Annotated in this window: 19 protein-coding genes; all 19 read left to right on the top strand. The window is 56.5% G+C overall.

Annotated elements, in window-relative coordinates; translation table 11 throughout:
* Positions 1–423: 423 nt before the first annotated feature.
* The 19 genes from ACTNC3_RS01740 (at position 424) to ACTNC3_RS01650 (ending at position 23,577) form a co-directional block, all read left to right on the top strand.
* Positions 424–1,977 carry a YifB family Mg chelatase-like AAA ATPase gene (locus ACTNC3_RS01740; protein WP_441226264.1) on the top strand — a complete coding sequence of 518 codons (1,554 nt, stop codon included), beginning with the start codon at positions 424–426 and terminating at the stop codon, positions 1,975–1,977.
* Positions 1,974–2,870 carry a DNA-processing protein DprA gene (gene dprA, locus ACTNC3_RS01735; protein ID WP_410042989.1) on the top strand — a complete coding sequence of 299 codons (897 nt, stop codon included), beginning with the start codon at positions 1,974–1,976 and terminating at the stop codon, positions 2,868–2,870. Before ACTNC3_RS01740 ends, dprA begins: the two co-directional genes overlap by 4 nt.
* Positions 2,871–3,099: 229 nt before the next feature.
* Positions 3,100–5,139 carry a type I DNA topoisomerase gene (gene topA / locus ACTNC3_RS01730; RefSeq protein WP_441226263.1) on the top strand — a complete coding sequence of 680 codons (2,040 nt, stop codon included), beginning with the start codon at positions 3,100–3,102 and terminating at the stop codon, positions 5,137–5,139.
* A gap of 257 nt (positions 5,140–5,396) precedes the next feature.
* Positions 5,397–6,146: a 30S ribosomal protein S2 gene (gene rpsB / locus ACTNC3_RS01725; protein WP_410042987.1), complete on the top strand. Its 750-nt coding sequence runs from the start codon at positions 5,397–5,399 to the stop codon at positions 6,144–6,146.
* A gap of 114 nt (positions 6,147–6,260) precedes the next feature.
* Positions 6,261–7,205: a translation elongation factor Ts gene (tsf, locus tag ACTNC3_RS01720; protein WP_441226262.1), complete on the top strand. Its 945-nt coding sequence runs from the start codon at positions 6,261–6,263 to the stop codon at positions 7,203–7,205.
* Between the two features lie 255 nt (positions 7,206–7,460).
* On the top strand, positions 7,461–8,237 hold the full coding sequence (truA, locus tag ACTNC3_RS01715) for a tRNA pseudouridine(38-40) synthase TruA (protein WP_441226261.1): 777 nt from the start codon (positions 7,461–7,463) through the stop codon (positions 8,235–8,237).
* Between the two features lie 119 nt (positions 8,238–8,356).
* Positions 8,357–9,088 (top strand): L,D-transpeptidase family protein, encoded by a 732-nt coding sequence (locus ACTNC3_RS01710; protein ID WP_441226260.1) that lies wholly within the window; start codon positions 8,357–8,359, stop codon positions 9,086–9,088.
* A gap of 183 nt (positions 9,089–9,271) precedes the next feature.
* Complete coding sequence (locus tag ACTNC3_RS01705) at positions 9,272–10,135, top strand: patatin-like phospholipase family protein (RefSeq protein ID WP_410042983.1); 864 nt, start codon at positions 9,272–9,274, stop codon at positions 10,133–10,135.
* Between the two features lie 321 nt (positions 10,136–10,456).
* Positions 10,457–11,611, top strand: coding sequence for a tRNA dihydrouridine synthase (locus ACTNC3_RS01700; protein ID WP_441226259.1), 1,155 nt, complete (start codon positions 10,457–10,459; stop codon positions 11,609–11,611).
* 6 nt (positions 11,612–11,617) lie between these two features.
* A complete protein-coding gene (gene fliB, locus ACTNC3_RS01695) occupies positions 11,618–12,631 on the top strand; it encodes a flagellin lysine-N-methylase (protein ID WP_441226258.1) in 1,014 nt (337 codons plus the stop codon).
* A gap of 324 nt (positions 12,632–12,955) precedes the next feature.
* Positions 12,956–15,457, top strand: a complete 2,502-nt coding sequence (locus ACTNC3_RS01690) for an EAL domain-containing protein (RefSeq protein ID WP_441226257.1) — start codon at positions 12,956–12,958, stop codon at positions 15,455–15,457.
* 113 nt (positions 15,458–15,570) lie between these two features.
* Entirely contained in the window at positions 15,571–16,638 is a 1,068-nt protein-coding gene (gene rsmH, locus ACTNC3_RS01685; protein ID WP_441226375.1) for a 16S rRNA (cytosine(1402)-N(4))-methyltransferase RsmH, read from the top strand.
* Positions 16,639–17,014: 376 nt separating this feature from the next.
* Entirely contained in the window at positions 17,015–18,499 is a 1,485-nt protein-coding gene (locus ACTNC3_RS01680) for a DUF1846 domain-containing protein (protein ID WP_441226256.1), read from the top strand.
* A gap of 107 nt (positions 18,500–18,606) precedes the next feature.
* Positions 18,607–20,166, top strand: a complete 1,560-nt coding sequence (locus ACTNC3_RS01675) for a Kae1-like domain-containing protein (protein ID WP_441226255.1) — start codon at positions 18,607–18,609, stop codon at positions 20,164–20,166.
* A gap of 82 nt (positions 20,167–20,248) precedes the next feature.
* Positions 20,249–20,959 carry a UMP kinase gene (pyrH, locus tag ACTNC3_RS01670; RefSeq protein WP_410042977.1) on the top strand — a complete coding sequence of 237 codons (711 nt, stop codon included), beginning with the start codon at positions 20,249–20,251 and terminating at the stop codon, positions 20,957–20,959.
* An 11-nt stretch (positions 20,960–20,970) separates the two neighbouring features.
* The gene (locus ACTNC3_RS01665; RefSeq protein ID WP_441226254.1) at positions 20,971–21,159 is read left to right on the top strand and encodes a hypothetical protein; all 189 of its coding nucleotides are present in this window, start codon (positions 20,971–20,973) and stop codon (positions 21,157–21,159) included.
* 18 nt (positions 21,160–21,177) lie between these two features.
* Positions 21,178–21,732, top strand: coding sequence for a ribosome recycling factor (gene frr, locus ACTNC3_RS01660; protein ID WP_410042976.1), 555 nt, complete (start codon positions 21,178–21,180; stop codon positions 21,730–21,732).
* A gap of 107 nt (positions 21,733–21,839) precedes the next feature.
* Positions 21,840–22,577, top strand: coding sequence for an isoprenyl transferase (locus tag ACTNC3_RS01655; protein ID WP_441226253.1), 738 nt, complete (start codon positions 21,840–21,842; stop codon positions 22,575–22,577).
* Positions 22,578–22,725: 148 nt separating this feature from the next.
* The gene (locus ACTNC3_RS01650) at positions 22,726–23,577 is read left to right on the top strand and encodes a phosphatidate cytidylyltransferase (RefSeq protein WP_410042974.1); all 852 of its coding nucleotides are present in this window, start codon (positions 22,726–22,728) and stop codon (positions 23,575–23,577) included.
* Positions 23,578–23,658 lie beyond the last annotated feature (81 nt).

Genomic DNA, 23,658 nt, shown 5'->3' with positions numbered 1-23,658 from the left:
TATGACCTTCCGGGAGGCCAGGGGGTCTGACCCCATAAGTGACGAGGTTTCATTTCAACTCGACTTTCAATGAAGTATTTGGCACACGGGGTCTGACCCCGGTCACTCCGGCGGGGGCTGATCTCGCCTTGCATGACCTTTCGGGCGGCCAGGGGGTCTGACCCCATAAGTATCGAGATTTCGTTCCGACCAGATATTCGAAGAAGTATCTGGCACACGGGGTCTGACCCCGGTCACTCCCGCGGAACCGCTACCTTCTGGCTAACAAAATATTTTTTGGGGATGAAAAAGTGGCGTCTGGCCCGGAAACCCGCCACTTTTTCGCGTCTGTTTTCAGACTATAGTCCACTTAACGACCTTACCAGGAATCTGATTCCATGGTAAGGTCGTTTTAGTTTCTGAATCGCCGGAAAGAGGAATTCTATGCTGGCAAAAATTAATAGTGCAGGTTTATCCGGACTGGATGGTTATTCTGTGTCCGTAGAGGTCGACGAGAGTCATGGGCTTCCCAGGTCCGTCATCGTCGGCAATGTCTCGCCCTCGGTGCGGGAGGCGCTGGAGCGCTGCGATGTCGCACTTCGGAACGCGCAGATTTCCATGCCGCCACGCCGGCTCACCATCAACCTCGCCCCGGCAGACCGGCGCAAGGACGGGACCTGCTTCGACCTGGCCATCGTGACCGGGATCTTACGTTCTGTGTTTTTGACCGACAGCTTTTCACTCGATGCATACGGATTCATCGGTGAGCTCGGGCTGGACGGCTCCATCAAGCATGTGAATGGCGTGCTGTCGCTCGTTTCCGAGATGAAGCGGGCCGGACTGCGCGGGGCGGTCGTGCCGCTCGTCGACATTCAGGAGGCACTGGTCGTCGAGGACATGGATATCATCGGCGTCGAGCATCTCGTCGATCTCTGTAATCTCATCGAGTCAAAGGAGCGCTTTCTCCGTTACCCGCGCGAGGAAGCGGTGCAGACCGAAGTCCACGAATCCTATGCTGTGGACTTCGCCGAGGTGCACGGTCAGAGCTACGGTGTCCGTGCAGCCCTCATCGCGGCCGCGGGTGGCCACAATCTGCTCCTGTCCGGTGTCGCCGGCTCCGGGAAGACCATGATCGCGAAGCGCATCCCGACGATCCTGCCACCGCTCAGCCGTGAGGAAAATATCGAGATCACGAAGGTGTACTCAGTGGCGGGGCTGCTTCCACCGGGGCAGTCACTGCTCAATCACCGCCCGTTCCGGACCCCGCATCACACGATCACGACAGCAGCGCTCGTCGGCGGCTCCGCCCAGGGTGGCGTCGTGCCCGGTGAACTCGCCCTTGCATCGCGTGGAGTCCTCTTCCTCGATGAGCTCCCGCTCTTTTCAAAGGCCTCGATCGAGTCACTTCGGCAGCCGATCGAAGAGAAGCAGGTCATCATTTCACGTCTGAACGGCACCTTCCGCTATCCGGCAGACTGCCTTCTCGTCGCGGCGATGAACCCCTGCCCGTGCGGCTACTTTCCGGACCGGAATAAGTGCCAGTGCACCGAAAGCCAGATCCGTCAGTACCAGCGCGGCATCAGTAAGCCGATCCTCGAGCGCATCGACCTCTGCGTCGAAGCCTCACCGGTGGCCTTCGCAGATGCAGTTTCGAAGGACAGTGGTCCGAGCTCGGCAGAACTCCGCGCACAGGTGCTCCGGGCGCGGGAGATCCAGACGGCACGCTTCCGTGGAGAATCGAAGATACGGGTGAATGCAGAGATGGGTATACGGGAAATCGAACGCTACTGCACGCTCGGATCGAAGGAACTCGCCTTTATCGGGCGTATTTTTCAGCTTAGATCGATGTCGATGCGCACCTATCATAAGGTCCTGAAGGTCGCCCGGACGATCGCGGACCTCGAAGAGGAGGAACGGATCCAGATCGCCCATCTGAGTGAGGCCGTGAACTACCGCGGCATCGAGGATCAGCTGTACGGGACAGGAGGAAAACCATGACGGTGAGAGATTTACATTTTAAACAGGAGATACGAGAACTGACGCCGCTGGATGCGGATTATCCGGAGCGTCTCCGAAACATACCGGATCCGCCACGGACACTCTATGTCCGCGGCAGCCTTCCGCCGGACGACAGGCCGACCGTCGCCATCATCGGCGCACGAAGCGCGAGCGATTACGGGCTGCAAGTCGCCCGCTCCTTCGGTCGAGCGCTGGCGATGCAGGGGATCGGCATCATCAGCGGGATGGCGGCGGGGATCGACAGTGCAGGGCAGTGGGGTGCCGTCGATGCGGAGGCGAAAACCTATGCCGTCTTCGGCTGTGGCCTCAATGTCTGCTACCCGGCCCGCAACTTTCTGCTCTACGACAAGATCCTCGAGTATGGCGGTGGCGCGATCTCGGAGCTTCCGCTGGATGCGCCGCCGATCGGAAAGCAGTTCGCAAGCCGGAACCGCATCATCGCCGGCCTCGCAGATGCCGTGCTCGTCCTCGAAGCCCGTGAAAAATCCGGTACCTTCATCACCGTCGGGGATGCCCTCGACCAGGGGAAGCAGATCTTCGCTCTGCCCGGGCGGGTCACGGACGGACTCTCGAAGGGCTGCAACCAGCTGATCCGGCAGGGGGCCGACATCCTGACGAGTCCGGAGGATGTGCTCGAGTACCTGCATCTGACATATCATAAGGAACAGCAGATGCTCGAGAAGGATGTCTCGATGCTGAATCCGAAGCAGCAGAAGGTCTATGCGGCCCTCGATGTCGAGGCGAAGCATCTCGACCAGCTGATCGGAAAGCTCGCGATGTCGGTACAGGAGCTCAGCTCCATCCTCCTCGAGCTTGAGATCCTCGGCTTCTCCGAGAGCCCGAAGCTGGGATTCTACCGGCGACGAATTTAGAAACAGACAGTACAAGGGTCCCACCGGGTTCCCTGCTGAATCCAAACCGGTTTTGCGACGCCGGAATGCCTTGTATACCAGATGCGCGTCTTGCAAAACAAAAAAGAGTGTTGTATATTGTCTGAGATTTACCCTTTCGGGAAAGAACGTTTATCTGCACCGGTATACCGATTTCTGTATGAAATCAGCCATCCGGCGCAGATCTTGTATAAATAAAAGGTGAGTCTGAATGGCAAGTACAAACAATCTGATTATCGTAGAGTCGCCTGCAAAGGTGAAAACGATCAAAAAATTTCTCGGCAAGCAGTATACGGTCGATGCCACCATGGGACATCTCATCGATATGCCGAAGAGCTCCCTCGGCGTCGATGTCGAGCATGACTATGAGCCGAAGTACATCACGATCCGCGGCAAGGGCGAGCTCCTCGCAAAGCTGAAGAAAGAAGCGAAGAAGGCGGATCGCATCTATCTCGCAACCGACCCGGATCGTGAGGGGGAGGCCATCAGCTGGCATCTCCGTAACGAGCTCGAGAAGGATGAGAAGAATAAAGCGAAGATTACGCGTATCACCTTTAACGAGATCACGAAGAATGCCGTTAAGAACGCGCTGAAAAGTCCGCGCGATATCGATATGGACCTCGTGGATGCGCAGCAGGCGCGTCGTGTCATCGACCGTCTCGTGGGTTATACCATCAGTCCATTATTATGGAAGAAAATCCGTAAGGGCCTCTCTGCCGGTCGTGTACAGTCCGTCGCACTCCGTATGATCTGTGACCGTGAAGCCCAGATCGCGGCCTTCGTACCGGAGGAGTACTGGTCCCTCGATGCGATCCTCCTGCACGGAAAGAAGAAGCTCACCGCCGCCTTCTACGGTGGCGAGAAGAAGCAGGCACTGAGTTCAGAGGCTGAGGTCGATGCGATCCTGCAGAAGATCGGAAAGGATGATTTCATCGTGAGTGACATCCGAAAGTCCGAGCGTCGCAAGAAGGCACCCCTGCCATTTACGACCTCGACGATGCAGCAGGAGGCGGCGAAGTCTCTCGGCTTCGCCACCAGTAAGACCATGAAGCTCGCACAGACCCTGTATGAGGATGGTTATATCACCTACCTGCGTACCGATAGTACACGTATCGCCGACGAGGCGGATGCGGCGGCCAGAAGCTTCATCGCGGCACAGTTCGGCGAGCATTATGTGAACGGTGGTTCCAGCGTACAGTCGAAGGCACAGGCCGAAGTGAAGATCCAGGACGCACACGAGGCGATCCGTCCGACGAGCCTAGAGCTTAGTCCCGAGGAGGCGAAGGCGAAGCTCCCGCGTGACGAGTTCCGCCTGTACCAGCTGATCTATAAGCGCTTCCTCGCGAGCCGTATGTCGGCTGCGCTCTACAGCACCGAGTCCGTAAAGCTGCGTGCTGGCGAGTATGTCTTCACACTGAACGGCTCGAAGCTCAGCTTCGATGGTTTCCTCTCGGTCTACATGACGGAGGAGGATAAGGCGGAGAAGGATGTTTCGCTCCCGGAGCTTACGGTCGGCGAGCAGCTTTCGCTCGACAGCTTCGATAAGGAGCAGCACTTCACACAGCCGCCGGCACACTATACCGAGGCTTCACTCGTGAAGGCCCTCGAGGAGGATGGCATCGGTCGTCCGTCAACCTATGCACCGACCATCGGCACCCTGCTGGCGCGCCGTTATATCGCGAAGGAAAAGAAGAACATCTTCGTCACCGAGCTCGGTCTCGCGGTCGACGATATGATGCAGAAGAACTTCCCGACCATCATCGATACCGCATTCACCGCGAATATGGAGTCCCTGCTTGATAGTGTCGCAGCTGGTAAGACGAAGTGGAAGACGATCGTCGAGAACTTCTACCCGGATCTCGAGGAAGCCGTCGAGAAGGCACAGGCGGAGGTCGAGAAGATCACGATTCGTGATGAGGAGACCGATGTGCTCTGTGATAAGTGCGGACGCCACATGGTCATCAAGTACGGTCCACATGGCAAGTTCCTGGCATGCCCGGGCTTCCCGGAGTGTCGGAACACGAAGCCGTATGTCGAGTATGCCGGCTTCACCTGCCCGGACTGCGGCGCAGAGTGCGTGAAGCGTCGTTCGAAGAAGGGCCGGATCTTCTACAGCTGCTCCCGCTATCCGGAGTGTGAATACATGACCTGGAGCAAGCCGAAGGAAGCCGTCGTCGGTGAGAAGAAGGATGGCGACATCTTCGTGGCACCATCCACCGATACGAATCCAGAGCCGGTGATGCCGGACTGATCGAGGATTCGTTACCGTTCAGATATGGCTCGGCGGACAGTAGCGAGGATTACAAATTCACGAAAAATCGCCCGTCTAAAATATTGACAGCAATCAAAGCTTTATGTTATATTACAAGTCGCGTCTTTTTGAGACGCGGCTTCTTTTATAGAAGAACATAAACAGCACATCTCAGCAAACACCGGAAGGTACCCGCACAGGGCGAAAGCCGGTAAGCACGAAGGCTGAGATGGAAGAAACAACCAGGAGGTATTAAAATGAGTGCAATTGGAATGAAGCAGCTCCTTGAGGCTGGCGTACACTTTGGTCATCAGACCAGAAGATGGAACCCTAAGATGGCTCCGTACATCTACACACAGCGTAACGGTATCCACATCATCGATCTTCAGCAGACCGTAAAGATGGTAGACGATGCCTACAACGCGATGGTAAAGATCGTACAGGACGGTGGTACTGTTCTTTTCGTAGGTACCAAGAAGCAGGCACAGGATGCTGTAAAGGCAGAGGCTCTTCGTTGTGGTGAGTTCTACGTAAACGAGAGATGGCTCGGCGGTATGCTTACAAACTTCAAGACCATCGAGACTCGTATCGAGCGTCTGAAGCAGATCGAGAAGATGGCAGAGGATGGCACCTTCGACGTTCTTCCGAAGAAGGAAGTTGCGCTGATCAAGAAGGAGTGGGAGAAGCTTGAGGCTAACATCGGTGGCATCAAGGAGATGAAGGTTCTTCCGGACGCGATCTTCGTTGTAGATCCTAAGAAGGAGAAGATCTGCGTGAAGGAGGCTCATAACCTCGGCATCACCCTTTTCGGTATCGCAGATACCAACGCTGATCCTGAGGAGCTTGATTATGTAATCCCGGGTAACGATGACGCTATCCGTGCGATCAAGCTGATCGTCGGCAAGATGGCAGATGCTGTCATCGAGGCTAAGCAGGGCGATATGACAGAGGAAGAGGCTGCAGCAGCAACTGCTGGCGACGAGACTGTCGTTTCTACTGAGGCTTAATTAATTGATAACGCCAGCATTCGACAATTTCATAAATTGCAGAATGCTGGCTTTTCTTGTTTCAAAGGGAGCCGGTGGGGCTTCCATCAAATAAACATCCAGGAGGATAAAAAGATGGCAATTACAGCAGCTCAGGTTAAGGAGTTAAGAGATATTACCGGTGCAGGTATGATGGCTTGTAAGAAGGCACTCGCTGCTACCGAGGGTGACATGGATAAGGCCGTAGAGTTCCTTAGAGAGCAGGGCCTTGCAGGCGCTGAGAAGAAGGCCGGCAGAATCGCAGCAGAGGGTGTTTCCTTCGCAAAGGTTTCTGAGGACATGCACACTGGTGTTGTCGTAGAGGTTAACGCTGAGACCGATTTCGTAGCAAAGAACGCAAAGTTCCAGGCTTACGTTGATCAGGTTTGTGATCAGGCTCTTACAACTTCCGCTGCAGACATCGACGCTTTCCTCGCTGAGAAGTGGAACCTCGATGAGACCAGAACCGTCGCTGAGCAGCTTTCCGAGGAGATCTCCATCATCGGTGAGAACATGCACATCCGTCGTTTCCACAAGCTCGTTGAGAACGAGGGTCTCGTATCCGCTTACATCCACGCTGGTGGACGTATCGGTGTCATCCTTCAGGTGAAGTCCGACGTTGTCAACGACGCTGTCGCTGAGATGGCGAAGAACATCGCGATGCAGATCGCTGCTCTGAACCCGAAGTACACCACTCGTGCAGAGGTTGACCAGGAGTATCTCGCACACGAGACCGCTATCCTTACAGAGGCTGCCAAGAACGAGAAGCCGAACGCACCGGAGAAGGTTCTCAACGGTATGGTTCAAGGTCGTCTCAACAAGGAGCTCAAGGAGATCTGCCTCGTAGATCAGACCTACGTAAGAGCAGAGGATGGCAAGCAGAGCGTTCAGCAGTATGTTGATTCTGTAGCCAAGGCTCAGGGCGCGAAGATCCAGCTCGTAACCTTCGTACGTTATGAGACCGGTGAGGGCCTCGAGAAGAAGAGCGAGGACTTCGCAGCAGAGGTTGCTGCACAGCAGGCAGCTGCAAAGAAGAACTAATCTTCAAAGATGATAATTTCACCAGAGCTTCGGGCATGTCCCGAAGCTCTTTTGTTACTCGCCTACTGTTCAGATCGAATCCCCAGAGGGCCTAGTGCCGCTTAAGGTCCCCGGCTTAGATTGAACCGGTCTTGGAGTACTGTGTTTCTATTGCTGCCCTTCGGAGATTCGAATGAACATTGACCGGATTTTGTAAATTGACCTTCACCGCCCGAGTGCGCTACAATGTTCCCAAACAAAAAAACGGAGCATACTATGACCAGAAACTATAAGATGATTCTAAGCTACGACGGTTCCCGCTACTATGGCTGGGAGCACCAGCCGAACACCGAGCTCACGATCCAGGGAAAGCTTGAGCAGGTGCTGACCCGCATGATCTACGGCGACCAGTATCAGGCAGCGGACTGTGCCTCCTTCCCGATCACCGTCATCGGCGCGGGACGGACCGACGCCGGTGTGCATGCACGTGCGATGACTGCCAATGTGCTGCTCGATACCGATAAAACAGAAGAGGAGATCCGGAGCTACATGAACCAGTACCTCCCGGATGATATCAGCATCAACGAGCTGAAGCTCTGCGCAGATCGCTTTCACAGCCGCTTCAAGGCGTCAGGCAAGACCTACCGCTACAGCTGCTGGTACAGTGATCAGAAGCCGGTCTTCGAGCGGAAGTATGTCTCGGTTCTCGAGAAGCACCCGGACCTCGCAGCGATGCGGGAGGCTGCCGCGTACCTCATCGGGGAGCATGACTTCAGGTGCTTCTGCGGTAACAGCAAGATGAAAAAGTCGACCGTGCGAAAGATCGATACCGTGGAGATCACGGAGAACGGCCCTTACATCCGTCTCTACTTCCATGGCACCGGCTTCCTGCAGAACCAGATCCGCATCATGACCGGCACCCTCCTCGAGGTTGGCTTCGGAAAGCGGAGTCCGGAATCGATGAAGGACATCATCGCCTCCCGTGACCGGAAGATGGCCGGCGTCACGATGGAAGCGAAGGGGCTCTGCCTGATGAAGGTGGATTATGACTGATTCGCATGGGGATGAGATCATCGCAGACCATACGGATGCTTGTATCCCATTTCATCGTCGGTGATATGAGACGGATGAGAACATGGGATGCAGGATATGGACTATAGAGGATATACAGTATGAAAATGAGAAAGAATTTCATCGGCACCTGTCTGATCGCAGCGTTGCTTTTCGTAAGTAGCGCATTTACTTCACTGGCAGAGTTCGGACCAACCATCATCGATACCACGGGGCCTGTGACGAGCGCTCCGAGCGGTGACGATGCGAAGGCAGAAGCATTGGCGAAAACGCTGACCGCACAGATCACAGACCAGATCATCCTCGTCGTGGACCACAGCCTCGCCCTCTATAATAAGCAGGCGGACGGCAGCTGGCAGAAGGCGATGGAAACCTACTGCGGCTATGGGCGAAACGGACTGAAGGCCTGGAACGAGCGGCACGAGGGCGACCAGACGACGCCGGTCGGCTCCTTCCCGATCCTCCATGCGTTCGGCATCTCCCCGAATCCGGGCACGCAGATGAGCTGGCGCGATGTGACGCCGAACTCCTACTGGTCCGGCGAGCAGGCGACGTATAACACATGGGTCGAGAGCGCGACGCCGATCAGCGGAGAGCATCTCAGCGAGTACACGATCTGCTATAAGTATGCGATGGCCGTCGGCTTCAATGTGAACCCGACCGTCTACAAGCGCGGGTCTGCGATCTTCCTGCACTGCAAGAATCCGGCAGACTGGGGCTCGGCAGGCTGCGTTTCCGTCGAGGAAGCGGATATGATCGCGCTGCTGCAGCAGTGTCATAACGGCTGCTACATGATGATCGTGCCGAACGAGGCGTCGATCGCGAATTTCTAAGGAGCTCGGTAGCCTGTTCCGGCGGAAATCGTCCGCCGAATGAAAAAGATGTCGTGAGGCGAACCGTCCAGACAGGAGGATCCGGTCACGGCGTCATAAGCCGGGCCGGACAGCTCAGGCAGGAGAATTTCGTTTCCGCATAAGAGACGGAGCAGAAACAGACGGAAAAGTGGAGGCAGAAGGATGGAAGAAGAAAAGACGGTCCGTACGGGCCTGGTATGTGAAGGCGGCGCGATGCGCGGGATGTTCACCGCGGGTGTGCTCGATGTATTTTTGGAGGAGGGGATCCGCTTCGACGGTATGGTCGGAGTGTCGGCGGGTGCCACCTTCGGCTGCAATTTCAAGTCGCGGCAGATCGGACGCACGATCCGCTACAATAAGCGCTTCGCGAAGGACCGCCGCTACTGCAGCATTGAGTCCCTGCTGAAGACCGGAAACCTCTACAATGCCGAGTTCTGCTATCATACGCTTCCGGAAACGATCGATCTCTTCGACTGGGACAGCTTCCTCGCGAATCCGATGAAGTTCTACATGGTCGCGACGGACTGTGATACCGGGCGTCCGGTCTACCATGAGTGTAAGAGCTCGAATCCGGAGGAGATGGAGTGGTTCCGTGCGAGTGCCTCCATGCCGCTCGTGTCGAAGCCGGTCGTGATCCGTGGCCAGACGCTCCTCGATGGCGGTATCAGCAACGCGATCCCGCTCTCCTTCATGGAGCATATCGGCTATGAGCGCAATGTCGTCATCCTCACACAGGACCGGAGCTACCAGAAGAAACCGCAGGCGGGCATGCAGGCCTTCCGCAAGCTGCAGAAGCAGTATCCGCTCTGCTATGAGGCGATGAAGAATCGTCACTTCATGTATAACGATCAGCTCGCGGATGTGCACGCGAAGGAGACCACCGGTCAGGTACTGGTCATCCAGCCGCCAGCGCCTCTCGGCATACACCGCGTCGAGCACGATCCGGAGGCACTCGAGCGCGTATACCAGATCGGACGCAGCGAGGCAGAGAAGCGACTGGAGGAGGTCCGTGCCTTTCTCGGCTGAGATGTGCACAGTGATAGATCATTGCAGTTCAGCCAAGGGGCCGGAGGGGCGGCAACGGAGGCACAGTACTTCGAGACCGGTTCAATCTAAGCCGGGGACCCTAAGCGGCACTAGGCCCTCTGCAATCACTGAGTTTTCTTTATGAAAACTCAGCGTTGCAGAGGGTGCTAAGGAAAATAGTACCAAGTGCCGCTAAGGGTCCCCGGCTTGATTTCACACGGTCTCTACGTATGGCCACCGTTGCCGTCCCTCCGGGCCACGCCTTGACTTAACTACATCTGAACCATAACTCCGCCTATTGCAAACAAAAGGATTTACTTTATGAACTTCTATTTCGCACCGATGGAGGGCGTCACCGGCTATTATTTTCGGACCGCGTACAACGCCGCGTTCCCAGGCCTCGATCGCTTCTATACGCCGTTTCTCTCGGCGAATGATACCTTCCAGTTTACACACCGTGAGGAGCGCGATGTCGCACCGGAGCATAATCTCGGCATGCGCGTCGTGCCGCAGATCATCACGAATAACGCAGAGATGTTCGTCTGGGCCATCCGGGAGATGGCGAAGCTCGGTTATACCGAGGTGAATCTCAATGCAGGCTGCCCGAGTGGCACGGTCGTCGCGAAGGGGAAAGGCGCCGGTCTGCTCCGGGACCCGGATCGCCTCGACGAGTTCCTCGATCAGACCTTCGAGCTTCTGGAGAAAGAAGGTATCTGCTATGATGTCGCGGACGCACCTGAGGTACCGCTCTTCGTGAAGATGCCTTCGGCAGAGACATTGGACTCGAAATACGCGGAGGCATCCGAGGCATCGCGCGACGAGATGAACGAAGCGGCAGAGACATTGGCCTCGGAAGAGGGAGACGGCGCGATCCGCCCGAAGCCGGTGAAGACCACAGATGGCCGGACGCATGTCTGCATCTCCGTGAAGACCCGGATCGGCGGCTGGGAACCGGACGAAGCCGGCGAGCTGATCCGTGTCTACAACCGTTACCCGCTGAAGGATCTCATCGTTCACCCGCGTGTGCAGAAGCAGATCTACCGCGGAGAGGTGCATCTCGACGTCTTCCGGCAGTTCGTCGAGGCGTCGAAGCATCACCTCGTGTATAACGGAGACATCGTCACCGTCGCAGACTATGAGCGGATCACCCGGATGTTCCCGGAGATTGACAGTATCATGATCGGCCGCGGACTCCTCACAAATCCGGCGCTGGTGCGTGAGATCCGGGGCGGGGCAGCGGCGACGCTCGAGGAGCTGAAGGCCTTCCACGAGCAGCTGCTCGAGAATTACATGACGGAGATGCAGAGTGAACGGAACACCCTGTTTAAGATGAAGGAGTACTGGAACTGGCTGAGTCAGTCCTTCGAAGGCAGCGATCGCTACATGAAGGAGATCCGGAAGGCAGATACTATCGTGCGCTACCGTGCGGCGGTACGAAATCTGCTCGCGAACTGTCCACTGAAGGGAGAGGTGTAAGACATTATGATCATCGAATATCCATCCTACTATGAAAAGTTCCGCTGCATCGGAGGCCACTGCCCGGACACCTGCTGTGCCGGCTGGGAGGTCGACGTCGACGAGGCGTCGAGCGCATACTACCGCAGCGTGGAGGGCAGCTTCGGAGACACGCTGCGCGCCCATATCCAGGAAGAGGACGGCGACTGCTTCTTCCCGCTCACGAAGGAAGGCCGCTGCCCGTTTCTTCGGAAGGACCTTCTCTGTGAGATGTATATACAGCTCGGGGAGGAGAGTCTCTGTCAGACCTGCACGGAGTACCCGCGCTACTTCATGGACATCGGAAATTATGAGCAGATCGACATGAGCCTGAGCTGCATGGAGCTCGGCCGCATCTTCTTCACGGAGTGTGCGCGGATCAAGTATATCCGCTCCGAGAATGAGATCCCGGGTGAGGAGATCAGTGAAGAAGAACAGGAGACCCTCATCGAGGTGCTTGCACTTCGAAACCGCTGCATCGCGCTTCTCCAGGATCACGACGGTGCCTTCCTCGATGCATGGCAGGCCGTACGCGCCCTCGTCGCCGAAGCGCAGGGCCTCGATCCGAAGGAAGCCGACGCGGAGCGAAGCTATCTGAAGGAGGATTTCCCGGCCCTCGTCGAGTGCATGAAGCATCTCGATTCCCTCCGTCCGGAGTGGGATGCCCTCGTCGAAGACTACGAGCAGAAGATCGCAGATCCGCACTTCCTCGATGCACTTCCTCTGTTCATGCAGGCGGAAGCCGCGCAGCTCGACCGCTGGTTCACGAAGCTCGCCGTCTACTTCGTCTACCGCTACTTCATCCACACCTGCATCGACGGCGATATCGAAATCGAGCTCTGCCTCGTCCACCGTAGCCTCATGATGATCCTCTTCATGCTCTACAGCCGCTGGACCGGACAGCAGCAGCTCGACGTCGCGGACATCATCGACGTCGCGCACCTCTTCTCGAAGGAGGTCGAGCACGACGAAGGCAATGTGAATCTGCTGAAATCAATCTGATGACCGGAGCCCCGGAGGGGCGACAACGGAGGCACAGTACTCCGAGACCGGTTCAATCTAAGCCGGGGACCCTAAGCGGCACTAGGCCCTCTGCAATCGCTGAGTTTTCTTGATGAAAACTCAGCGTTGCTAGAGGGTGCTAAGGAAAATAGTACCAAGTGCCGCTAAGGGGACCCGACTTGATTTCACACGTTCTCTACGTATGGCCTCCGTTGTCGCCCCTCCGTGGCTCCGGTCATTCTGCACAATCAACTTGCCCGAATCAACGTTCTACGTTAAAATGATTAATAGGAGCGTCTCGCATCCCTGAGACGAAATAGAGCGTTGAAAGAATTCTCAAGAAAACATATCCATATCATCCTGTGTACCCTCTCGGCCGGCTTTATCCTCTGTGGCCTCGTGATGCTCATCCAGGACTTCTACAACTCGACCTATGCGCCGGATACGTCTGCTGCCACCGTGCAGGAGGCTTCTTTTTCGAGTGCGGACGTTCTCTTTCTGAGCTCCTACAGCCGGAGCTTCATCACCGTGCCGGATCAGGAGAAGGGGATGCTGAAGGTGTTCGACCAGTACCCGGGGATCAACGTGACCGAGGAGTTCATGGATACCCGAAACTACCCGGCGGAAGGGAATCTGCAGAATGTCTACAACAGTCTGCTCTATAAGTATCGGAATCAGGATGCGTTTGACGCCATCATCCTCGCGGATGATGCTGCACTGAAGTTCGGTCTCCGCTATCGCGATACCCTCTTTAAGGGCAGCCCGATGGTCTTTATGTGCATCAATGATTTCGACCACGCACGTGGCGCGATGAACTATCATGATGTCACCGGTAAAACGGAGAATTTCGACCTGAAGGGCACGATCGAAGTCGCGGCGAAGCTTCTTCCGAAGGCGGATACGATCGTCACCATCTATGATGAAACCGACTCCGGACTCGGTGACTTCAAGCAGATGCAGAAGCTCGAAGCTGATTTCCCGGACTATAGCTTCCAGTATATCAATACCTCGATGCTCTATACCGACGAGCTGACACAGCAGCTCGAAAGCATCGACCAGGATTCCATCGTAATCTTCATGGATGCCTTCGAAAATGCAGATGGCTCGATTTATGATGTCGAAACGAGTGCAGCGTTCATCGCAGAGCACTGTCCGGTGCCGGTTTTCCGTGCCTCGATCGGCGGTCTCGGCTGCGGCCTCGCCGGCGGACATTACTTCGACTACGAAGCGGCAGGAGAGATCGCTGCGCGTACCGTCATTGACATCCTGAATGGTGCATCGGCGGATGCTATGCCGGTGGACTATGAGAACGTCAGCCACTATGCCTTCGATTATGATGTCCTGAAGAAGCATGGACTGGGCACCTATGTCCTTCCGAAGGATACCGAATTCATCAACGAGCCGCTGAGCTACTTCAGGCAATATAAGGCGATCATCCTGCCGAGTGCCTACATCATGACCGGCCTCTTTATCGGGCTGATCGTTCTCGAAATCTCAAACGAAGAGAAGCGGCGCAAGACCCGCGAGCTGACCTACTCCAGAAACAAGCTGCAGTATATGTATGAGCATGATACGATGACACAGCTGCCGAACCGGAGCCATGCCGATGTGCGCATGCAGGAGCTGCTGCAGGAGGGCGGCACCCATACCCTCATGCTCATCGATATCGATAACTTTAAAACCCTGAACGATACCTTCGGCCACGGCGCTGGCGATTATGTACTGAAGGAGATGGCCCGTCGCCTCCGCCTCGTCGCGGTGAAGTACCAGGGCTTCGTTTCCCGTTACGGCGGTGATGAGTTCGCCATCCTGTTTGCGAATGAAATCAACCAGGACAGCGGCGAGATGCTATCGTATCTCCGAAACATCCTGAATGAACCATACATCTATGAAGAGCAGCATCTGACCGTTACCCCCAGCATCGGTGTAACGACGTCGGCCGGGAAGGAACGCCTCATCAATGAGCTTTTCTCCGAGGCAGACAAGGCGCTGACAGAGGCGAAGAGCCGCGGCAAGCATACGGCGGTATTCTTCGATGCGACGATGCATGAGCGCATCCTCGAGGAGGACAATATCGTCCTGACCCTGCATGATGCCTGTGATCACGACGGTTTCCGGATCGTCTACCAGCCGCAGATCTCGACGAAAACCGGCAAAGTCATCGGCTACGAGGCCCTCGTACGCCTGAAGAGCGGTGCATACTATCCGGACCGCTTCATTGCCCCAGCAGAGAAGTACGGCATGATCATCCGGATCGGCCGTATCGTCACCGAAAAGGTCATCCATCAGATGGCCGTCTGGCGCGCCCAGGGCGTGGAGCTTCAGAAGGTGTCCATCAACTACTCGGCGAAGCAGCTGCAGGATGAAGAGTACGTGCAGTACTTGAAGTCCCTGCTTCAGAAGGAAAACATCTCGCCGGATCTCATCGAGATCGAGGTTACGGAGAGTCTCTATATGGAGTATAAGGAGCAGACGAACATGCTCTTCCGGCAGCTTCGGGAGCTCGGGATCGGCCTCGCCCTCGACGACTTCGGCACGGGCTACTCGTCGCTGAACTACCTCACCTTCATCCCGGCGGACCGTATCAAGCTGGATAAGAAGATGACGGACACCTACCTCCAGCAGGGAAAGACCAACATCATCAAGAACATCGTCAACATCGCGCATGACCTCAATATGACACTCTGTATCGAGGGTGTCGAGAATCGCGCGCAGTATGACCTCGCCACGGCCCTCGGCTGTGACGACGTCCAGGGCTACTTCTTCAGTCGCCCGATGGATGGCAACGCTGTCCCATATTATAGAGTGGAGTTTCTGGATTCATGACAGAGAAGAGAATTGAACATTTGACCAGTGATACACAGGAGGACAATGCCGACATCCGGCACGACGCGGAAGCAGGTGCCAGCGCACAGTCAGCGGACAATGCTGACACAATGATGTCTGCCACTACTTCTACGGCAGGCGGAGAGCCAGTGAAGCATCAGCGGCGGAAGCGCTACAGCGGGAAGTATCCGCGCCGCTTCGACGAAAAGTATAAAGAGCTGAACCCGGAGAAGTACCAGGACGACATCGTGAAGATCATCCAGAAGGGGAAGACTCCGGCAGGGATGCACATCTCGATCATGGTGAAGGAGATCCTCGATGTGCTGAAGATTCAGCCGGGCGAGATCGGCATGGATGCCACCCTCGGCTACGGCGGGCACACGGAGAAGATGCTCGAGCAGCTCCATGGACAGGGGCACCTCTACGCGACGGACGTCGATCCGATCGAGTCGGCGAAGACCGAGAAGCGTCTCCGTGAGAAGGGCTACGGGGAGGATATTCTCACCATCCGTCATCTGAATTTCCGGGACATCGACCAGGTCACGGGGAATGGCGACAAATTCGATTTCGTCCTCGCGGATCTCGGCGTCTCCTCGATGCAGATCGATAATCCGGAGCGGGGCTTCAGCTATAAGACCGACGGCCCGCTGGACCTGAGACTCAATCCGGAAGCCGGCGAATCGGCTTCCGAGCGCCTGCGCACGCTGTCCTATGACGACATGGTGAACATGTTCATCGAGAATTCCGATGAGCCGTATGCTGAGCGTATCGCGAGGGAGATCGACCGCGGTCTCCATAAGGGGATGAAGTTTGAAACGACGACTGAGCTTCGGGGCACCATCGCGAAGGCCCTCGCCTTCCTTCCGGAGAAGGAGCAGAAGGACGCCGTGAAGAAGTCCTGCCAGCGTGTCTTTCAGGCACTGCGCATCGACGTAAACAGTGAGTTCGAGGTGCTCTATGACTTCCTCGAGAAGCTGCCGGATTGTCTGAATCCGGGTGCCCGCGTCGCCATCCTTACCTTCCACAGCGGTGAGGACCGTCTCGTGAAGAAGTTCTTCAAGGAGATGCAGAAGGCCGGCATCTATCGCGAGGTCTCCCGTGACGTCATCCGCCCGGGAAAGGAAGAGTGCTTCATCAACCCGCGGGCGCACTCGACGAAGCTCCGCTGGGCGATCAAGTAAAGATCATATAAATCCAGAACAGCCCGGAGGGGCGGCAACCGAAACACAGTACTACGAGCTCGGAAGACTCTAAAATTCCATCCCTAAGAAGTACTAGGCCCTCTGCAATCGCTGAGTTTTCCTGATGAAAACTCAGCGTTGACAGAGGGTTCTAAGGAGAGATACACCAAGTACTTCTAAGGGATGGAATTTTGATTCTTCACGAGCTCTTCGTATGGTTTCGGTTGTCGCTCCTCCTGGCCGCTCTGTATCCAATATGAATTGACAAGACAGACTGACTTTTTTATACTAATTGCGATTTGTTTTTTGATATTTAATAACGGTGGATCGGTGCAGGGTGGCACCGGCGAAGCAGGGAATAAGAGGGAGTAGTACGATGTTTAAAAAGGGTTTCGATAACGATAAGTACCTTAAGATGCAGTCGGAGCATATCCGTGAGCGTATTTCGAAGTTTGGCGGTAAGCTCTATCTTGAGTTCGGCGGCAAGCTGTTCGATGATTACCATGCATCACGTGTGCTTCCGGGCTTTCAGCCGGATAGTAAGATCCGCATGCTGCGTGAGTTGAAGGATGACGCGGAGGTCGTGATCGTCATCAATGCCGGCGACATCGAGAAGAACAAGGTCCGTGGGGATCTCGGCATCACCTACGATATGGACGTGCTGCGACTCATCGATGCGTTCCGCGGCTATGGCCTCTATGTGGGCTCCGTCGTGCTCACCCGCTTCGATGGGCAGGAGAGTGCGATCGCTTACAAGAAGAAGCTCGAGTCCCTCGGTATCAAGGTCTACCGTCATTACCCGATCTCCGGGTATCCTGGCAACGTACCGCTCATCATCAGCGAGGAGGGCTTCGGCAAGAACGACTACATCGAGACGACCCGCTCCCTCGTGGTCGTGACCGCACCGGGCCCGGGTTCCGGAAAGATGGCCGTCTGCCTGAGCCAGCTCTACCAGGAGAACAAGCACGGCGTCAAGGCCGGCTACGCGAAGTTCGAGACCTTCCCGATCTGGAACATCCCGCTGAGTCATCCGGTCAATCTAGCCTACGAGGCGGCGACCGCCGACCTCAACGACGTCAACATGATCGACCCGTATCACCTCGAAGCCTATGGCAAGACCACGGTCAACTATAACCGTGACGTCGAGGTCTTCCCTGTCCTGAACGCGATGTTCCAGCGCATCTACGGCGAGAGCCCGTACAAGTCCCCGACCGACATGGGTGTCAACATGGCCGGCTACTGCATCGAAAACGACGAGAACTGCTGCTATGCCTCCCGCCTCGAGATCATCCGCCGCTACTACACGGCGCTCTGCGATCTTCGCAAGGGAAACGGCGCACAGTCCATCGTTGATAAGCTCGAGCTTCTGATGGAGAAGGCCAATGTCTCCACGAACGACCGCCCGGTGATTTCAGCGGCCAAGCAGAAGGCGGCGCTGACCGGCGACCCGGCCGCAGCGATTGAGCTCCCGGACGGCACCATCATCACCGGAAAAACTTCCTCGCTGCTCGGCGCGGTGAGCGCGATGCTCCTGAATGCCCTGAAGGTTCTCGGTGGCATCGACGACTCCGTGAACCTCATGTCCCCGGAGATCATCGAGCCGATCCAGCACCTGAAGACGGCGCACCTCGGCAACCACAATCCGCGTCTCCACCTCGATGAGATGCTGATCGCCCTCACCATCTGCGCGACCCATGACCCGAACGCCGAGACCGCGATGCAGCAGCTCGAGAAGCTCCGCGGCTGTGAGGCACACAGCTCTGTCATCCTGTCTGAAGTCGACGAAAACACCTTTAAGAAGCTCGGCGTCAACGTGACCTGCGAGCCGCAGTACCAGACGAAGAAGCTCTTCCACAAGTAAATTCCAAACTGTGCCGGCAACGGCACAGTTTTTTGTAAGCATTGAGATCAATCGTAGGCATGATGAGGCGGGAAAATGCACACCATGCCTACTATAGAGTGAAAAATATGACCAGAACCAGTGAACTAAAAGAAAACAGCGGAAACAGTCGGATCACCGTCTCCCTCGGGGCAGATGTCAGTGAAGGCTATGTGCTGCGCTATGAGCTGCACCCTGCAGAGCACTTCACATTCACAGCGATGACGCTGGGGCTCGAAACGCCGCAGCAGCTCGGGGAGCGCCTCGCTGCACAGGTCATCGCAACCCTCGATGAGAGAGAGGAGCAGCCGGATCGCATCGCCTGCGACCTCTACCCGAAGTTCCCAACGACCTACGCCGCTGAAGTCCTCGCGGAGCACTATCGGGTGCCGATGCTTCGTATGCAGAAGTGTCACCGCGCGATTCTCGACGCGATGGATGCCAGTATGCAGTCCGATGCAACGCGAACTCCATCGCTTCGCGAGGATGGGCAGATGAGCGCAGATGCAGAGAAGATGGATACAGCGTCCCATCGCATCGAACAGCTGAAAACGCACAGCACAGCCGCAGCAGCGGACGTACGTAACGAGAGCACTGCCGTGCTCGGCATCTGCCTCGATGACCTCAGCTACGGCTCCGACGGCACGCTCTGGGGCGGTGAGATCCTCGAGATCTCCGGCGAGAGCTTCACGCGTCTCGCCTCGATCCATCCCTATCAGCTGATCGGCACGAATATGGAGCTCCACAGCTCGACGCCATGGCAGACTGCCGTATCGATGCTCTATGACCTCGCGCGTATGGCCCATAACGAGGACGAAGCCATCCGGGACTTCGTCGCGAAGCAGGCGGCCTCCGAAAAGGTTCACCTCCTCGATCTCTGCAGCCTGAACGACGCCCGCGCCCAGTATATCGCGCAGGATCGAAATAAAAACACCACCCGCTCCACCTCGGCGAGCGGCCTCTTCGACGCCGCCGCAGCCATCCTCGGTTTCCAGCGCATCAGCACAGCGACGGGAAGAACAGCGATGGAAGCATTGACCGAAACCGCGGAAGCGTTCGAACAGCAGGCGGTTTCGGGAAACACCGAGCCATATGTAGAAAATGACCTGCATGGATCTACGGATATCCGAAATGCAGCACAAAGCGAAATGAATGGATGCGCCGAACAAGACCGAAAATCGATCATTCTGCGTGGAAAATATAAGGCGCAGATCGACGCGCTCTACGCGAAGCTCGAGAAGCTCATCGCGGCCGCCGAAGAGATGGACGACCCGACCCTCGAGCCGGGCGACCTCTGGGAAGACACCGACGAAGGTGCCTTCAGCGAAACCAACGCCGACGACCATCCGGACATCCTCCACACAGAGCAGCTGATCCGCCTCCTCGCCGACGAACGGATCCGCTACCTTACAAGCCTAGGAAAACGCAATTACGACCACCCGCTGAATCGGAAGCACCCGGACGCAGGCAGCGCCGACGACAACAGCCGCCTCCTCGCCTGGTTCCTCCTCGACGCCCTCGCAAAGATCTGCGTTCAGTATTGTGCGGGAAAGCACGTTGTGCTTTCAGGGCATTTCCTGAAAGCAACGCGCTTAAGGGAACGATTCGAAGAAAAACTTAAGCTAGCACGCGGCCCTGTAGTATGGTAGAATACTTCAGATAGAAGCTTGTGGGGGATCGTGATACGCGTCGTTTCCGTACGCCCCGCGCGCACTATGAAAAGGAGATACTATGGCAGAGAAGAATAGAAGAGTCATGCTGAAGCTGTCCGGTGAGGCACTGGCAGGTGAAAAGCATTTCGGCTTTGATGATGATACGATTCGGGCCGTCGCACAGGAAGTGAAGACCGCAGTCGATGCCGGCGTACAGCTGGCCATCGTGATCGGTGGCGGTAACTTCTGGCGTGGTCGTCAGTCCGTGGAGGTCGATCGCTATAAGGCAGATCAGGTCGGCATCCTCGCAACCGTGATGAACTGCATCTATGTTTCCGAGATTTTCCGGACACAGGGCATGAAGACGAAGGTGATGTCTTCGATCCAGATCGGCGACATGGCCGAGCTCTTTAATAAGGATAAGGCGATCAAGGCGATGGAGAAGGGCACAGTCATCTTCTGTGCCGGCGGCACCGGCCACCCGTACTTCTCGACCGACACCGGCGTCGTACTCCGTGCCGTCGAGCTGAACTGCGAGGAGATCCTGCTTGCGAAGGCCATCGACGGTGTATACGATTCCGACCCGAAGACGAATCCGAACGCGAAGAAGTTCGACACCATCCGTATCCAGGATGTCGTCGACCAGCGCCTCGGCGTCATCGACCTTTCCGCATCCGTCATGTGCATGGAGAACCACATGCCGCTCGCGATCTTCTCCCTGAACGAGAAGAACGGCATCTCAAACGCACTGAAGGGAAAGATTACCGGCACCCGCGTAAGCGCAGACTGAGGATGCCCACCATGTCCGACGAGAACGCCGCGCGAAGCATGCACAGCACGGTGCTGTCGATGACGCAGCGCGAAGAGATACACAGCACAGCCCAGCCCAGCGCAGTGCTGATGATGACGCAGCGCGAAGAGATGCAGCACGAGGACAGAAGCATTGGCCCACAGGCCGAACTGAACTTATCAACAACCCGAAAAGGGTAACAATAGGAGGACCAGATCATGGATGATCAATTTACCATTTACATCGAAAAGATGCACAAGACCCACGATAATCTGATGGACGAGCTTGCGACTATCCGCGCAGGCCGTGCGAACCCGCACGTACTCGACCGTATCACGGTGGACTACTACGGCACACCGACCCCGATCCAGCAGGTGGGCAATGTTTCCGTCCCGGAGGCACGTCTCATCCAGATTCAGCCATGGGATAAGAGCATGCTGAAGGAGATCGAGAAGGCCATCAATGTGTCCGAGCTCGGTATCAATCCTGTAAACGATGGTACCGTCATCCGTCTCGTATTCCCGGAGCTCACCGAGGAGAGACGTAAGGAGCTGACGAAGGATGTTAAGAAGAAGGGTGAGGCAGCGAAGATCGCCATCCGTAACATCCGTCGTGATGCCATGGATCTCGCAAAGAAGCTCGAGAAGTCTTCCGAGATGACCGAGGATGATCTTACGAGAGCGACCAAGGACATCCAGGAGCTCACGGATCACATGTGTGAGAAGATCGACTCCTCTGTCGAGGCGAAGAACAAGGAGCTCATGACCGTTTAATCGGTGGCTTCGTAACGAGCACAGCGATCTGGAGAGACAGAAGGAGGATTGCGACACGCTCCGTGCGTGTTCGCGGGCCTGCGCACCCTGTCTTAGAGGAGATTTCAGTGGATATCATCAATTCTGAGGGCCGGAACATCCCGGCCCATATCGCCATCATACTGGATGGCAATGGACGCTGGGCGGAGCATAAGGGCCTCCCGCGTGCCATGGGCCATAAGCAGGGCTGTGAGACGCTGGAGAAGACCGTCGCCGACTGTGCGCGTCTCGGCGTGCAGTACCTGACCGTCTATGGCTTCTCGACTGAGAACTGGAAGCGCTCCGAGGAGGAGGTCGCTGCCCTGATGAAGCTCTTTCGCTTCTACATGGTGAAGCTCATCAAGGTCGCGAACGAGCATAACGTACGCGCCCGCATGATCGGTGAGCGCAGCCGCTTCGCACCGGACATCCAGGAGGGCATCCGCCGTCTCGAGGAGGAGACGAAGCAGAACACCGGCATGACCTTCGTTTTCGCCGTGAACTACGGCTCACGCGACGAGATCGTCCGTGCGGTTCGTAAGTACACGATCGAGGCGATCCGCGCAGGAAAGAGTGAAGAGGAGATCGAGGCGCTGACCGAGCAGGCCTTCGCCGGCTACCTCGACACGGCCGGTATGCCGGATCCGGATCTCGTCATCCGCACCTCCGGTGAGTTCCGCATATCGAACTACCTGCTCTGGCAGAGTGCGTACGCGGAGTACTACATCACGCCAGTGCTCTGGCCGGATTTCACGAAGGATGAGCTTCTGAAGGCGATCGACAGTTTCAACAGCCGGGAGCGACGCTTCGGTGGTCGGAAAAAGTGATGTGCTTCTGAAGGTCTACAATGCTCCCGTCAGTCGGGCGTGACGCTTCGGCAGCAGAAAATATAAATATCCGAGCGGAACAGGCTTCCTTTTGCGTTGTATCAACAGTGTGTAAGGGTGGCCTGTCCTTTGTATTTTGAGGTACACTATGGCAGAAACTGAGAACTTAAAGAAAGATCAAAATGAAAAGAAGATGAAGTCCTTCGTCACGCGGCTTCTGAGCGGTATCGTGCTCGTCCTGATCGCGATCCTCACCGTCCCACGCGGCGGACTCCCGCTGTTTGTCCTGACCTTTCTGATCTCCATGATCGGACTCTTCGAGCTCTACCGCGTCTTCGGCATCGAGCACACGTCCCTCGGACTGGTCGGCTATCTCACGACCATCGGCTACTACATCATCGTCTGGTTCCATGTCGAGGAGTACTACCCACTGATGATCGTGCTCAGCCTCATGGCGCTGATGGCCTTCTACGTCATCACCTACCCGGCCTACAAGATTTCTCAGGTTGCGAAGGCCTTCATGGGCTTCTGCTATGCCGGCATCATGATGAGCTACATCTACCAGACCCGTACGCTGCCGGACGGCAAGTACCTCGTCTGGCTCATCTTCCTCGCGAGCTGGGGCTCCGACACCTGCGCGTACTGCGCCGGCATGCTCTTCGGGCGTCATAAGATGACTCCGATCCTGAGCCCGAAGAAGACCGTGGAGGGTGCCCTCGGCGGTGTCCTCGGTGCAGCGCTGCTCGGCTGTCTCTATGCGACCGTCTTCCGGCGCGGCTTCGCTATCATCGCAAACCCTGGCATCGCATGCGGTATCTCCTGTGCGATCGGCGCGCTGATCTCCATGGTCGGCGACCTCACCGCCTCCGGCATCAAGCGCGATTACGAGGTGAAGGACTACGGGCACCTGATCCCGGGCCACGGCGGCATCCTGGATCGCTTCGACTCTGTCCTGTTCACGGCTCCGGCGGTCTACTTCGCCCTGAGCTTCCTGATCTGACGCCGTCGCTGTCTGTGGCCAATGCAGCCGCCAGGAAGCATATACCCATCCGCTGCCTGCATCAGCCACGGCAGGATGCGT

Origin of the sequence: Oribacterium sp. HCP3S3_B9 (assembly GCF_052064255.1) — a bacterium.
Lineage (GTDB): Bacteria > Bacillota > Clostridia > Lachnospirales > Lachnospiraceae > Oribacterium.
This window is presented reverse-complemented; position numbering and strand designations above follow the sequence as displayed.

What these genes read in the sequence shown, in the direction of transcription:
- tsf (WP_441226262.1), top strand. Translation starts at nt 6,261, where the DNA reads ATGGCAATTACAGCAGCTCAGGTTAAGGAGTTAAGAGATATTACCGGT.
- ACTNC3_RS01665 (WP_441226254.1), top strand. Translation starts at nt 20,971, where the DNA reads ATGTCCGACGAGAACGCCGCGCGAAGCATGCACAGCACGGTGCTGTCG.
- ACTNC3_RS01710 (WP_441226260.1), top strand. Translation starts at nt 8,357, where the DNA reads ATGAAAATGAGAAAGAATTTCATCGGCACCTGTCTGATCGCAGCGTTG.
- rsmH (WP_441226375.1), top strand. Translation starts at nt 15,571, where the DNA reads ATGTCTGCCACTACTTCTACGGCAGGCGGAGAGCCAGTGAAGCATCAG.
- frr (WP_410042976.1), top strand. Translation starts at nt 21,178, where the DNA reads ATGGATGATCAATTTACCATTTACATCGAAAAGATGCACAAGACCCAC.
- ACTNC3_RS01705 (WP_410042983.1), top strand. Translation starts at nt 9,272, where the DNA reads ATGGAAGAAGAAAAGACGGTCCGTACGGGCCTGGTATGTGAAGGCGGC.
- rpsB (WP_410042987.1), top strand. Translation starts at nt 5,397, where the DNA reads ATGAGTGCAATTGGAATGAAGCAGCTCCTTGAGGCTGGCGTACACTTT.
- ACTNC3_RS01680 (WP_441226256.1), top strand. Translation starts at nt 17,015, where the DNA reads ATGTTTAAAAAGGGTTTCGATAACGATAAGTACCTTAAGATGCAGTCG.
- truA (WP_441226261.1), top strand. Translation starts at nt 7,461, where the DNA reads ATGACCAGAAACTATAAGATGATTCTAAGCTACGACGGTTCCCGCTAC.
- dprA (WP_410042989.1), top strand. Translation starts at nt 1,974, where the DNA reads ATGACGGTGAGAGATTTACATTTTAAACAGGAGATACGAGAACTGACG.
- pyrH (WP_410042977.1), top strand. Translation starts at nt 20,249, where the DNA reads ATGGCAGAGAAGAATAGAAGAGTCATGCTGAAGCTGTCCGGTGAGGCA.
- topA (WP_441226263.1), top strand. Translation starts at nt 3,100, where the DNA reads ATGGCAAGTACAAACAATCTGATTATCGTAGAGTCGCCTGCAAAGGTG.
- ACTNC3_RS01650 (WP_410042974.1), top strand. Translation starts at nt 22,726, where the DNA reads ATGGCAGAAACTGAGAACTTAAAGAAAGATCAAAATGAAAAGAAGATG.
- ACTNC3_RS01740 (WP_441226264.1), top strand. Translation starts at nt 424, where the DNA reads ATGCTGGCAAAAATTAATAGTGCAGGTTTATCCGGACTGGATGGTTAT.
- ACTNC3_RS01675 (WP_441226255.1), top strand. Translation starts at nt 18,607, where the DNA reads ATGACCAGAACCAGTGAACTAAAAGAAAACAGCGGAAACAGTCGGATC.
- fliB (WP_441226258.1), top strand. Translation starts at nt 11,618, where the DNA reads ATGATCATCGAATATCCATCCTACTATGAAAAGTTCCGCTGCATCGGA.
- ACTNC3_RS01700 (WP_441226259.1), top strand. Translation starts at nt 10,457, where the DNA reads ATGAACTTCTATTTCGCACCGATGGAGGGCGTCACCGGCTATTATTTT.